This is a genomic window from Caballeronia udeis (genome assembly GCF_001544555.2).
GTDB classification, from domain to species: Bacteria; Pseudomonadota; Gammaproteobacteria; order Burkholderiales; family Burkholderiaceae; genus Caballeronia; species Caballeronia udeis.
In genome coordinates, this window is sequence record NZ_FCOK02000007.1 from 188,036 (window position 1) to 201,635 (window position 13,600).

The window sequence follows — 13,600 nt, forward strand, 5'->3', positions numbered from 1 at the left end:
CTGCAAACTAAGTATTTCTGAACAACTTCAAACTTCTTCGACCGTGTCGACGAAATCCGCTTCGCCGGCATGTGGGCTCGTCCGGCCGTTATGACGGCTCTTGCGTATCAGCCCGATCAAGCGAACCCCGCGCTCGACAAACGGCCCCTGATCCTTGCGAAATCCGAATGCTTCGTAGAAACCGCGCAAGCTCACCGGCGCCAGCAAGCGGACACCGCGCCCGGGCCACCGCTCGCCCGCTGCCGCAAGCACCCGTGCAATCAGCGCCGCAGCCGTGCCGTCACCGCGCCGTAGCGGGCTCGTGAGGATCTTGTCCACCATGACCACGCCGGCCTCCGCCGGCCCCGCGCTGCCCTCGTGCAACCGCGCGTAGGCCATGACAGGCATCGGCCGCGAGATGTCATCGACTGCAAATACGTGGACGGACGTTTCATCGCGCCCGTCCGGGTCCAGATGCACATGGGACTGTTCGACAACGAACACAGCGCTTCGCGCCCGCAGGATCAAATACAGCTCCCGTGCGGTGATTTGCTCGAAGTCGAGTGCTTTCCAGTTCATGTGCCGGTCCTGCTCCAGATAACGCCGGCAACACCGGCTTGTTCGATGTTCATACCTTAAGTCGTTGACCACTTAACTTCCGTGCGGCATCGCACCGACGCAACCCCTTGCTAATCCGTTAAATACGGTCAACCGAACCGCAATCGGCGAATGACGAACTGCCGCGAGAAAGAGCCTGGAACCAAGAGCCAGAAACCCGCCCACACGGGACAAGACTCCAGGCTTCAAAACAAACGTGCGCCAGCTCGCCGATTGCATGACCAGTTCGGTTCCGGTCACGCGACCAAGCCGATATCAAGCGGCTGCGGCCGGTCCTAGGTGAAACACCTTTAGTGACGCTTCTTTGGGGGGCTATTACATGAAATCCGCACTGCGCCGCATCCTTACCGAATCTGCCCGGCTTGACGTTCCCGCTGACTCGCTCGCCGATGACGCCGACCTCTACGCCGCCGGCCTGTCGTCGCTTGCCACCGTTCATCTGATGCTCGCCGTTGAAGACGAGTTCGGTATCGAGATCCCCGACCGCATGCTCACGCGCCGCCTGTTTTCGTCGATCGACTCGCTCGCCGCCGCGGTGACCGAGCTGCAACAGGCGCAGGCCGCAGCATGAACGCCTCCACGGATGTCGCCGTCCTTGCAACAGTGAAGGCCGAAGAAGCCGCGGTCGCGGCAGCACAGATCGTGGAAGACGTCCGGCAAGCGTCGGCTGAGCCCGTATGGCTCGCCGCCACCCGCCGCGTGGCGCAAGTCGCTGCACTCCATGCCGCCGCGGTCGATCGCGACGCGCGTTTCCCGGTCGAAGCCTTCGAGGCCTTGCGCCGCGAGCGCCTGTTGTCCGCCATGATCCCCGCTTCACTCGGCGGCGCCGGCCTGACGCTTGCCGAAGTCGCGCGCATTTGTGAAACGCTGGGCCGTGCGTGTTCATCGACTGCAATGGTGTATGCGATGCATCAAAGCCAGGTGGCCTGCATCGTCGACCAGGGCAACGCGGTCCCGTGGCAACGCGAGATGATCGCGCGCCTGGTGGACGAGCAATGGCTGCTCGCCTCTGCAACGTCCGAAGAGACCATTGGCGGCAACATGCGCACCAGCGCCTGTGCGGTCGAACTGGTCGATGGCGCGTTCAGGATCGAGAAGCTCGCGCCGACCATCTCGTATGGCGAGCACGCTGACTGCATCCTGGTCACCGCGCGCCGCAGCCCGGAGGCCAGCGCCTCGGACCAGGTCCTGATCGTTGCCCCGCGCGACTCGCTCGTGCTGGAAAAGCGCGGCGGCTGGGACTCGCTCGGCATGCGCGGCACCTGCAGCGAAAGCTTCCGGCTCGTCGCCGTGGGCCACGCCGAGCAGATCCTGCCCGTGCCGTTCGCGCAGATCGCCGACCAGTCCATGCTGCCGGTCTCGCATACATTGTGGGCGTCGGTATGGATCGGCATTACCGCCGACGCCGTGAACCGCGCACACCAGTTCTTCCGTGCGCAGGCGCGTGGCAAGCCCGGTGCCTTGCCTCCTTCGGCGGGACGGCTCGCTGACGCGGTCGCGCAGTTGCGCATGATGCAGGCACGCCTGAAGGTCGCACTCGATGCCGCAACCGAAGCCTCGTCAGAGCGCATTGCGCGCGATGCACAGGAGGCTTGCGATTTCGATACGCCCCTGGGCGCGTCCCTGAGCCTTGCTTCGGACATGAACACGCTCAAGCTGAGCATCTCGTCCACTGCGCTGCAGGTCGTGCAGGAGACACTGATGATCTGTGGCATGGCGGGCTACAAGAACAACACCGATTACAGCGTCGGGCGTCATCTGCGCGATCTTTTCTCAGCACCGCTGATGATCAGCAACGACCGCATCCAATTAAACACGGCGAACCTGCTGCTTGCGCAGCGCACGCCGGCTACGGGGAGAATCTAGGACATGAACACGGTAACGGAACACGCGGCCATCGCAGCCGCCGATGCCCAACAAGCATCCGCCTACAACGCTTCGGATATCACGTTGCGGGATCGTTTGATTGAAGCAGGGATCCTGATCGACACGGGCGAAGACGGCTTGTATGGCCGCAGCCAGGTATTCGAGGACATCATCGACCGCCTCAACAACGCGATCACCTTGCTCGGCGCCGACCAGGAAGCTGAAGTGCTGCGCTTCCCGCCCGCCATGCGCCGCCACGACTTCGAGGACAGCGAATACCTGAAGAGCTTTCCCGATCTCGCCGGCACGATCCACTCGTTCCAGGGCAATGACCGGGGTCACCACCGGTTGCTGGAAGCGCTCGAAAAGACCGTGTCCGTAGGCGAGGAAGAACGCACCGACGAATGGATGGACCAGCAGAAACCGACCCGCCTGGTCCTGACACCGGCTGCCTGCTACCCCATCTACCCGACCGTCGCCAAGCGTGGCGCATTGGCTGAGGACGGTGCGACTGTCGACGTGTTTGCGTATTGCTTTCGCCATGAACCGTCCATTGATCCGGGCCGCATGCAGATGTTCCGGATGCGGGAATACGTACGCCTCGGCAGCCCGCAGCAAGTCATGGACTTCCGTCAGAAATGGATCGAGCGGGGTTCGCTGCTCGTGAAAATGCTCGGCCTGCCGTTCGAGATCGATCTCGCCAACGATCCGTTCTTCGGCCGCGGCGGCAAGATCGTGGCCGACAGCCAGCGCGCCCAGCAACTGAAATTCGAACTGCTGATTCCAGTTGCAACGCCTGACCGGCCGACCGCCTGCCTGTCGTTCAACTATCACATGGAACACTTCGGCGAGATCTGGAAGATCGCCCAGGCGAACGGTGAACTGGCGCATACCGCCTGCGTCGGTTTCGGCATGGAACGCACGACGCTTGCCCTCTTCCGCCATCATGGCCTCGATGTCAAAGCGTGGCCGGCCGACGTGCGCGAGTTCCTCTGGGGGGATACGCAGTCGCGTATCAGCGCCGGGCTCGAGGCACTCTCATGACCGCCGTCCATAGCAGCGGCGCAACGGATTCCAGCCGCGAGCGCGCCCGAGTCGTGCAACTGCACCCGTCCAACATGCGCGTGCGCAAGCACCAGTCGCACTCGCTGCATCAGGGCGAACGGGTCTGGGCGGAAACCAATTGCTACGTGGATCTGTGGATCGAGTTGTTGCACGGCTATGGACTCGACCCGCGCGCAGCGCTTGCGTTTACGGTCACGCAGGACTTCGAGGGCGACCAGTTCACCTTCTTCAAGTTTCCGCTGGAAGACCTCGACAAGCTCTACGGTCTGCAGGTCCAGGAACTGGCCATCTACGATTCACTGGAAGACCGTGTGCGCACGCAGACCCAGCGCGGCCATACGGTGCTGGCTGAAGTCGATGCGTTCTACCTGCCCGACACGCGCGCAACGTCGTACCGGCGCGACCACACGAAGACGACCATCGGCGTGGATTACATCGATCCGCGCTCGCGCAGGCTTGGCTATTTCCACAACACAGGTTACTTCGTGCTGGACGGCGAGGACTATGAGGGCGTGTTTCGCCGGCTGCCGGAACTTGATGGCCGCCCCGAGCTCCTGTTTCCGTACGTGGAGTTCTGCAAGCGCGCACGGCCGCCGCTGAGCGGCACGGCACTGGCGGAAGCATCGGCGGATCTGCTCGTGGCGCATTTGCAGCGGCGTCCGGCGCGCAATCCGATCTCGCAATGGCGGGCGGCTTTCCCCGAGCACCTGGAAATGCTGTTCGAGCGCGGTTCGGACCATTTCCACCTGTACACCTTCAACCTCATGCGGCAACTCGGCTCGAACTTCGAGTTCCTGTCGAGATACCTCGTCTGGATGCGCGAGCGTGGATTCGCCATCCCCGACGAGATGCCGACCGCCGCGCAACGCATCGCGACCGAGTCGATGGTGATGCAGTTCCGGCTGGTGCGGGCGATTGCACGTGGACGGCGCGATCCCTGTCATGAGTGTTTCGATGTGCTGGAAGAGTCCTACGACAAAATCGTGGAGCCGCTTGCCGCACTGATCCGCTAGGGAATGGTTGGAACGGTCGCCGATCACTGGCCCCGTCCCGTTCGGCCGGACTTAAAGTTTTAGCCCGGCCGGCCGAAAACAAGGTAGCAGCGACGCGTCCAGAGCCGCGCGCCGGCTACACGCTATAAGAGTGGGTCGCCTCGACGCCACGTTACAACGCCATTCGAGGAAACCGCCATGAGCGTCCCGTCGCCCGCGCCCGGTGTTTCGCCATCCGCTTACTTTCCGCGCCTGTTGTCGGAGGGCTGGGAATGCGTCACCACGCGTGCCGGCGCCTATGCCACGCCCGCGGCGCTTAGTGCTGAAGGATGGCTTGCCGCACCCGTGCCCGGCACGGTTGCATCGGCGTGGCGAGAAGCCGGCAAGCTCGATCTGGAAAATCCGCCGGCATTCGCTTTTGATGACCACTGGTATCGACTGGTCCTATCCGAAAAAGGGCTGCGCCGGCTGCGCATGCACGGACTTGCAACACTTTCGGAAGTCTGGCTCGACGATACAAAACTGCTCGATTCCGATTCGATGTTCGTCGCGCACGATCTCGACCTGCATCTCAATGGCAACGCCACGCTCTATCTCTGCTTCCGCTCGCTGAGCGCCGCGCTTGGCGCCAAACGTACCCGCGCGCGCTGGCGGCCGAGGCTTGCGCAGCCGGCCACGCTGCGCAACGTGCGCACAACCCTGCTTGGCCACATGCCCGGCTGGTGCCCGCCGATCCAGGCGGCAGGCCCATGGCGGCCGGTCGAATTACTCGGGGAATCGGCCACGTCGATCGATCGCGTGGAGCTGTATTCGAGCCTCGATGGCGACGACGGCCTGATTCACCTGACGCTCCGGTTTGTCCATCCGCAACACGAACAGACCGGGCGGCTTGTTTGCAACAATGCGTCGATAACGCTGCAATGGCGCGATGCGCAAACGCTTGCGGGCACGTTGCGGGTTCCGGATGCGCCGCGCTGGTGGCCGCATACGCACGGTGAGCCGGCGTTGCATCGCGTCGCGCTCGAATTTGCCGGCCATGAAGTGATCGAGCTTGGGCGGATCGGCTTCAGGGAACTGCGCGTAGACCGCGGCCCGGAGGGCGACGGCTTCCAGTTGGTGGTAAACGGCGTGCCAATATTTGCGCGCGGCGCATGCTGGACGCAGGCGGATCTCGTGTCGCTCAGCGGGTCGCGTGAACAGGCGCAAACGTTTTTCCAGCTCGCCCGCGACGCCGGCATGAACCTCTTGCGAGTGGGCGGCACGATGCTCTACGAGTCCGATGCGTTCTATGGATTGGCGGATGAATACGGTGTTTTGATCTGGCAAGATTTTGCATTTGCGAATTTCGACTATCCGACGGATGCAGCCTTCACGGCCAGTGTCCAGCTGGAAGCCGAACAATTCCTGTCGCGCACGCGGCGCTTCGCATCGCTTGGCGTTCTATGCGGCGGCAGTGAAGCCGACCAGCAAGGGGCCATGCTTGGCCTGCCGCCCGAGTTGCGCGCGCAAACGTTATTCACGCATCAGTTGCCGTCGATCGTGGCCGCGTTGCGTCCTGATGTCCCTTACGTGATGAACTCGCCGAGCGTGCCCACAAGTGAGGCCGGCGCCACCGCGTGGCCGTTCGCCGCGCGCGCGGGCGTCACGCATTACTACGGCGTGGGCGCTTACCAGCGGCCGCTCGAAGACGCGCGTCGTGCGAGTGTCCGGTTCGCCAGCGAATGCCTGGCGTTCGCCAACGTCCCCGACGATGTCGCCCTCAACGCCGTGCCGCTTGCATCGAAGCCGCATGAGCCGCGCTGGAAAGCCGCCGTGCCGCGAGACCCCGGCGCCGGCTGGGACTTCGACGACGTGCGCGAGTACTACCTGCGTACGCTCTACCAGGTCGATCCCGCCCGCCTTCGATACGAAGACCCCGAGCGTTATCTCGACTTGTCGCGCGCGGTCGTGGCCGAGGTCATGACCGAGGTCTTCTCGGAATGGCGCCGTCATGGCTCGTCGTGCGCTGGAGGAATTGTCTGGCAGTTGCAGGACCTGCGTCCGGGCGCTGGCTGGGGCGTAATTGATGCCCTGGGAGCGCCCAAAAGCGCCTGGCACGGTCTCGCGCAGGTTTTGCGCCCCGTAGCAGCCATCATCACCGACGAGGGCCTTGACGGCCTCGATGTGCATTTGATCAACGAAACCGCGGTAGCTATCGAAGCTCATCTCGAACTCGTGTGTCTTCGTGACGGCGTAACGAAAGTGGCCAGCGCGTCGAAAGACGTAACACTCGCCGCGCGCAGCACGGCGCGCGTCGCGGCTTCAGACCTGCTCGGCCAGTTCTTCGACTTCACCTACGCGTATAGATTCGGTCCGCGCGCCCACGACGCCACCGTGATTACCTTGCGTGACAAGTCCAGCGGTGCCGTGTTGTCCGAAGCATTCCACTTCCCCGAACGTGCCTGCACGCAGCACCACGATCTCGGACTCGAGGTTCGCGTGGAGCAAACCAGCGACGAGAACTGGACGCTGGTAGTGAGCGCCAAACGTTTGGCACGCTGGGTTCATATCGTCGATCCGCACTATCGCGCAACGCTCGACTGGTTCCATCTTCCACCCGGCCGCGAGCGTCATATCGCGCTGATTGCTCGCCGGTGCAACACTTCTCATCCGCCAAAAGGCGAGGTTCGTGCACTCAACGCAACGTTTTCAATTCAATACTAGCGTACCTAACGGGCCACGCTGAGCAAGGCGGCATGTGTTCCATCAGGCTGTACAAGCTTGTCAAGCGGTCCTGCGAAGCAACTGCGTTCGCTAGCACACGAAGTTGATGGAACAGTTCTGAATCAATTTTAAAACAACCGACGAATGGTCACTCAACCCCTCGATGCATCAATCGCCGGGGTCGCTTTGCACATGCCGAAAAAAACTCGCATGGGCCACCAGCAAGGCATTGCGCAGACGAAAGCGTGCGCTGCATCAATCGCATCATTAGAGCCTGTCCACTAACGCCATGTTCAAGAGTGAAACAAAAATATCCATCTGCTGATTCGCGCTCATCGCGCTTGAAGCACGACGCCATGATGGCATTGAGAAAACGCATTGCTGGCACGGTCCTCGCTAAATGAGTCTCGCAGCACCGGCACCGTCGAAAAACAAATTCAACTAAACGACGATGCCGGGTTGCTTACGGGGCTGGTCGCGACACGTTTCGATGGATGCCGTCAGATGCATCCACGATACGAATCGCTGACCGGTAAATAACAAGTAAGGCGCAATGCGCAAAGTTACGAGAGAAGAACATCATGCTGACCCTTCAGTCCGACCTGCACGGCAATCATCTGTTGGGTGCGCTTCCCGCGCACGAATGGCAAGCACTTACCCCGCATCTTGAACTGGTTCAACTTCGCACCGACCAGTTGCTGTGCGATTCGGGACAACGCATTCATCACGTGTATTTCCCCACCACCGCCATCATCTCCCTGCTGCACACGATGGAAGACGGCGGTTCGGTAGAGATCGCAGCAGTCGGCCGCGAAGGCATGACCGGGGTGCCGGTACTGACTGGCGGCGAAACCATGCCGACGCGTGTCCAGGTGCAATGCCCGGGTTTCGCTTATCGCATGAGCGCCTCCGCACTGCGTGAACAGTTTGGCCGCTCGGACTTTCTGCGCCGCCTGATGCTGCTGTACATGCAAGCCCTCCTCACGCAAGTTGCGCAAACGGCAGCATGCAATCGCCACCACTCGCTCAACAAGCAACTGTGCCGCTGGCTCCTCATCGAAATAGATCGCACCACGTCGAACCAGTTGCAAGTCACGCAGCAGTTGATTGCGGACATGCTCGGCGTGCGTCGTGAAGGCGTGACGGAAGCCGCAGGCAAGCTTCACGACGCCGGCCTGATCCATCACAGCCGGGGCTGTATCAAGGTCCTGGATCGCGAAGGCCTCGAGTCGCGTGCATGCGAATGCTACGGCATCGTCAAGCGCGAATTCGACCGGCTGCTGCCGCGTCTGCATCAGGCTGAAGCGGTTCACTGAACGCGGGACATGGTGCAGTGAAGGAGCCAGGCCATGGCCTCAAGCGTGCGGCGCTTTGTCTCGATGCGACCCTTGGGCGCTATTGGCGAATCGGCCTCGTGGTTCGGAGTAGCTGGAGCGTCTGGATGGACATCAGGCAGGGTGGAATTTCCCGTATCGCAAAAGCCCGCGCAACGGATTCTCCGGCAACTGTTCACCTCCATCCCGGCCGACCGCGTACCCGCCCCTTCCTGCAATCGTGAGCGTTCGACTTTGCATCGACCTGTAGTAGCACGTCCGCATTCGTTGCAGACGTTTTAAATATTTCTTCTTCCAAGTCGCGCATGCTGAATTGCCGATTATCCGAAGAGCATTTGAATTGAAGAACATTTGAATTGAAGAGCTGGGCACCTGGTCCCATGCAAGAAGTATTTGTGTGAAGTAAGACCCGGACGTGCGCAAGCGCACTTACCGACCCTGCCGAAAACGCCACGATGTCATATCGAACAGCCAGATGCGCCTCTGCCTTGACCTTCACGGAAGGCAAGTCCGAGTAGCCCGGACGATATAAGTGGTAAGCAGAAATAAAGCCGAGCTGTAGAGAAACATAGTCAATACAGATTTTTTTCGAAGGTACGTGGTTCTCCTGCCGCGGGCCTTTCAACCTGTGGTTCTTCCTGTGTGAACACCCGCCCGATAGTCAGGCGGGGAGCGTTAGCTGTTGTCTCGAGTGGTTGCCGCGATGGGTGGACCGGGGAAGAAACCCAGTCGCGAGCAAAACCGGGACGGAGCTGCAAAGGCGCTCATGTCATGCACGGGAAGCACCCTTTACGCGCACTGCGCGGTGACGGGCAGGAGACTTTGCGCTGAGGGAATTTCGGCGTATCCGTAACGCGAGGACCACTAATATGAACATCAAACTACTCGTATCACTGCTGGTTGGCGCGACCTTCACAGCATCGCTTACCGGTTGCGCTATTGCACCCGGACCGTTTCTCGATACCGACCGGCTGGACCAGACACCATCACCGGAAAGCGTCGCCCAGGCCAACGTGAAGTATCACGTCCAGCCTATCGACGTCATGTACTTCGAGACCCATCCGCGCATGAGCGAAGCAACGCTTGCGAGCGTATGTCCGCTGACCTGCCTCACCAAGGACACACGCAAGCTGTACGCGTATCACATTGGTGTGAATGACCAGATCAGCGTTACGGTATGGGACCACCCCGAATTCAGCTCCTCCGGCATCTCGGCGAGCACGGGCGCAGCGGGTATCCCGCCGTTGCCCGCGGCAACCCTCGGCGGCACAGCAGCGAGCGGCGGCGCGGCCGTTGGCGCAGCAGGCGGCACGGGTGGCACGAACGCTCCGGAAGCCGGCGGTGTGACCGTGCGCGTAGCTAACGACGGCACGATCTTCTTTCCGCGCGTAGGCCGTGTACAGGCAGTTGGCAAGACCGCACAGGAACTGCAGGAAACCCTGACCAAGAGTCTTTCGAAGACCATTCGCAATCCACAGCTCGACGTGCGCATAACCGGCTTCTACAGCAAGCAGGTCCAGGTCACCGGTGACTTGAAGCAGCCTTCGTCGCAGCCGATCACCGACGTGCCGTTGTCCATCATCGACGCGATCAACCGCTCGGGTGGCGCGAATGCTGATGCCGACCTGCAGAACGTCGGCATCACGCGCGATGGTCATCGCTACGCAGTCGATGTCGCCGCCCTGCTCGATCGCGGCGACATCCAGCAGAACGTGTTGCTGCAGGATGACGACATCATCGATATACCGGATCGCACCAAGAGCCGTGTGTTCGTGCTTGGCGAAGTGACCAAACCGCAGACCGTGCCGATGAACCGTGGTCATCTGACGCTGGCCGACGCGCTCGCCAATGCGAACAGCATTGATCCTCACTCTGCCGATCCGCGCATGATCTACGTGATCCGTGGCTCGGACCAGCAGTTCGCGAAGGGCGGCATGCTCAAGACGTCGGCCATTACCTCTGCAGATGGAAGCGTGGCGGCGGCGGCAAGGCCGCTTGATCTGAACGTGTACAAACTGGACATGACGCAGGTGGATGCGTTGATGCTGATGACGCAATTCGACTTGCATCCGCGCGACGTGATCTATGTGCAGGTTGCCAGCGCCGCTCGTTTCAATCGCGTGCTCGAGCAGATCTCGCCGACCATCCAGACCCTGTTCTACACCATACAAACCACCCGCTGACACGAGTGTCACTTGTTACGCCTGGAGTGCGACATGAGTACTTATGAAATGCTGGAGCATTCGCCTACACCGTCCAAGGACGAAGAGTTCGTCCTGCGTGATCTGGTGCGGATGATTGTCGACCAGATCTGGTGGGTGCTGGGCATCTCGCTCAGTATCCTGCTGGCTGCCATCCTGTATGCGAAGCTGTCAACGCCGGTCTATTCCGCAGACGCGCTGGTGCAGGTCGAAACGCCCAGCCCCAATGCGCCAAACAGCGCGCAGGCATCGCTTGCCGCGGCGCTGATGCCGAGTGCTGGTTCACTGCATGCGGACGCCGAGATCGAGATCATCAAGAGCCGTGCGGTGATCGACCCGGTGGTTGAGCAGTTCAAGCTGAACTTCGGCACGTCCTCGAATGTCATGCCGGTGATTGGCCGGGTAACGTCGCTGTTCGCGCATAAGGGCCGTCCCCTGCCTGCCCTGTTCGGTTTCGATTCGTATGCCTGGGGTGGAGAAGAGTTCAAGGTGGACTCGGTGGACGTGCCGACCATCTTGCAGGATCAGCGCCTTACGTTGCGTGCGCTGGGTGAAGGCCGCTTCGAGTTGCTCGATGCGGAGAATCACGAACTGCTCCAGGGCCACGCCGGTTCCCTCGCGACGGGTAGCGGTGTCACGCTGATGGTGAGCCAGCTGGTTGCGCGACCCGGCACGGAGTTCTACGTCACGCGTGCCTCGCAGCTCGAAGCCGTGCAGGCTTTTGGCGCCGGCCTGCAGGTCGGTGAGAAAGGCAAGGACACGGGCATTGTGCAGATTTCGTATAGCGGCGCGCAGCCGATCTTCATTACGGAAGTGGCAAATGCGGTAGCCGCTTCCTATTTGAAGCAACGTACGGAGCGGGCACAGGAAGAAGCGAACCGCATGCTGACCTTCCTGAACAACGAACTGCCGCGAGTGCGCGGCGAGTTGCGTGCCAGTGAAACCGCGTTGGCGCAATACCAGACCGCTGCCGGTTCGTTCCAGCCTACGCAGGAAGCGCAGACGTATTTGTCCGGTGGACTTGACTATGAACGCCAGATCGCGGCACTGCGGATGCAGCGTGTTCAACTGCTGCAGCGCTTTACCGATGGCGCCGACGAAGTTCGTGCAATCGATGCGCAACTTGCCGCGCTCAATGTAGAGAAGTCGCGCTTCGAGAATCAGTTCAAGACGTTGCCGGGCTCGGAGCGTCAGGCTGTTTCGCTGCAACGTGAGGCGAAGGTCAACTCCGAAATCTATGTTGCCTTGCTGAACAAGACACAGGAATTGTCGATCAGCCGCGCGGGGACGGTGGGCAATGTGCATATCATCGATATGGCGCTCGTGCCCTCGCAGCCGGTCAAGCCCAAGGCAGCGTTGATCATTGCCGCGGGTGGTTTGCTTGGTGTGATCGCGGGTGTTGTGTTTGCTTTTGTGCGACGCGCGTTTTTTGCCGGTGTGGATGATCCGGATCTGGTTGAACGCCGCTTCAACCTGCCGATCTTCGGCGCCATTCCGTTCAGTGCCGAGCAAGCCCGGCTGGACCGTGTGCGGCTTGATCGTCCGGTTGCGTTGCCCGCAGCGAAGGGGACGGCGAATGGCGCCAGGCGTTTGGGCACGCAGTCGGTGGGCGACGGAGTGAATTTGACGCCGGCCCTTACTGCGAAGAAGCAGGTGGCAATGGCGATGCAGAACGCGACTGTATTGCCGGCTTCACGCAGTGCCACGCAGCCTTTGCTTTCGACGACACATCCGTTTGATACATCAATTGAGGGGCTTCGCGGGCTTCGGGCGACGTTGCAGTTCGCGCTTGTTGATGCGCCTAATCGGGTGATTGCGATTACGAGTCCGGCGCCGTCGGATGGCAAGAGCTTCTTGTCTGCCAATCTTGCTGCGCTGTTGGCTGAGTCCGGCAAGCGGGTACTTCTTATCGATGCGGATTTGCGTCGTGGACGACTGGCTCAGTATCTGGGGCGGTCATCGCACGGCGGGCTTACTGAGCTGCTTACCGGGCAGACCGACTTCGAGATGGCTGCTCGTGAAACGGGCGTGCATGGGTTGCACTTTATTGGTTCGGGTGCTCATCCGCCTAACCCGTCGGAGATTCTGACGTCGGCACGGTTTGCTTCGCTGCTGCAGGCTTTTGAGAAGCAGTTTGACCTGGTTATTGTTGATACACCGCCATTGCTTGCTGTGCCGGATGCGGCTGTCATTGCCAGTTTGGCTGGATCTACTGTGCTGGTCATGCGTTCGGGTGCTCACTCGGAAAAGAATATTGCTGATTCGCTGAAGAAACTCAAGCGAGCTCATGCGAGGGTTGTGGGTGGGGTGTTGAATGCGATGCCAGCCAGGAGCGGTGGACGTAAGGGCACTTATGATTATGCCTACGCCTATACATATACGAGCGATCCGCTGACTGCCGATGTCCAGCATTGAGGGATTTCTGGGGGGAGATGTTTTGCTTGTTGTGAGATGAGATAGCCAGTTAGGCTGCCAGTGTTTTCGACGCCCGCGCAAGCGGGCGTTTTCAATTGGTTTTTCGCTCACCAATTGGGGGTTCGCTCGCGCCGGTGGACGGGGTTGGGGTTTTTGGCGGACTTAGGTTAGTGGTCGGGGTGTATGCCGCGGTGCCAGGTTCTGGGGTTAGCGGTCGGAGTTAATGCCGGGTTGCCAGGTTCCAGCGTTAGCGGTTCTGAGTCAGTGCCGGGTTGCTGCTTTTGAGGTTAGCGGTCTGCCTGAGTGAGCTGTTTTCTTTATCACTATTAGCCAATGTGCGTGGCGGCACGGGAACTGTCAGTATTTTTGTGTGCAAGGCGTTAAAGACCGGCTTCGCAGCAGGCCAGAATAAAACGTTATGAGCTTG

At 60.8% G+C, this 13,600-nt stretch carries 10 protein-coding genes; 8 read left to right on the plus strand and 2 right to left on the minus strand.

What is annotated here, in order from left to right; genetic code table 11:
• Positions 1–27 precede the first annotated feature (27 nt).
• Positions 28–558: a GNAT family N-acetyltransferase gene (locus AWB69_RS08005; RefSeq protein WP_062084034.1), complete on the minus strand. Its 531-nt coding sequence runs from the start codon at positions 556–558 to the stop codon at positions 28–30.
• A 358-nt stretch (positions 559–916) separates the two neighbouring features.
• On the opposite strand from AWB69_RS08005, the gene AWB69_RS08010 reads away from it, so the two are divergent.
• The 8 genes from AWB69_RS08010 (at position 917) to AWB69_RS08045 (ending at position 13,173) form a co-directional block, all read left to right on the plus strand.
• Positions 917–1,168 carry an acyl carrier protein gene (locus AWB69_RS08010; RefSeq protein ID WP_062084037.1) on the plus strand — a complete coding sequence of 84 codons (252 nt, stop codon included), beginning with the start codon at positions 917–919 and terminating at the stop codon, positions 1,166–1,168.
• The gene (locus AWB69_RS08015; protein WP_075643875.1) at positions 1,165–2,463 is read left to right on the plus strand and encodes an acyl-CoA dehydrogenase family protein; all 1,299 of its coding nucleotides are present in this window, start codon (positions 1,165–1,167) and stop codon (positions 2,461–2,463) included. The genes AWB69_RS08010 and AWB69_RS08015 overlap by 4 nt, the downstream gene beginning before the upstream one ends.
• Before the next feature lie 3 nt (positions 2,464–2,466).
• Positions 2,467–3,507, plus strand: a complete 1,041-nt coding sequence (locus tag AWB69_RS08020) for an amino acid--[acyl-carrier-protein] ligase (RefSeq protein ID WP_062084039.1) — start codon at positions 2,467–2,469, stop codon at positions 3,505–3,507.
• Between the two features lie 74 nt (positions 3,508–3,581).
• The gene (locus tag AWB69_RS08025; protein WP_231937025.1) at positions 3,582–4,541 is read left to right on the plus strand and encodes a DUF1839 family protein; all 960 of its coding nucleotides are present in this window, start codon (positions 3,582–3,584) and stop codon (positions 4,539–4,541) included.
• Between the two features lie 177 nt (positions 4,542–4,718).
• Positions 4,719–7,223, plus strand: a complete 2,505-nt coding sequence (locus tag AWB69_RS08030; RefSeq protein ID WP_062084042.1) for a glycosyl hydrolase 2 galactose-binding domain-containing protein — start codon at positions 4,719–4,721, stop codon at positions 7,221–7,223.
• A 581-nt stretch (positions 7,224–7,804) separates the two neighbouring features.
• Complete coding sequence (locus AWB69_RS08035; RefSeq protein WP_062084044.1) at positions 7,805–8,539, plus strand: Crp/Fnr family transcriptional regulator; 735 nt, start codon at positions 7,805–7,807, stop codon at positions 8,537–8,539.
• Positions 8,540–9,426: 887 nt separating this feature from the next.
• The gene (locus tag AWB69_RS08040) at positions 9,427–10,740 is read left to right on the plus strand and encodes a polysaccharide biosynthesis/export family protein (RefSeq protein ID WP_062084046.1); all 1,314 of its coding nucleotides are present in this window, start codon (positions 9,427–9,429) and stop codon (positions 10,738–10,740) included.
• Between the two features lie 33 nt (positions 10,741–10,773).
• Complete coding sequence (locus AWB69_RS08045) at positions 10,774–13,173, plus strand: polysaccharide biosynthesis tyrosine autokinase (protein WP_062084048.1); 2,400 nt, start codon at positions 10,774–10,776, stop codon at positions 13,171–13,173.
• A 247-nt stretch (positions 13,174–13,420) separates the two neighbouring features.
• Here AWB69_RS08045 and AWB69_RS49225 read toward each other — a convergent pair.
• The coding region (locus AWB69_RS49225) for a hypothetical protein (protein WP_231937018.1) at positions 13,421–13,600 on the minus strand (180 nt) is incomplete at its 5' end.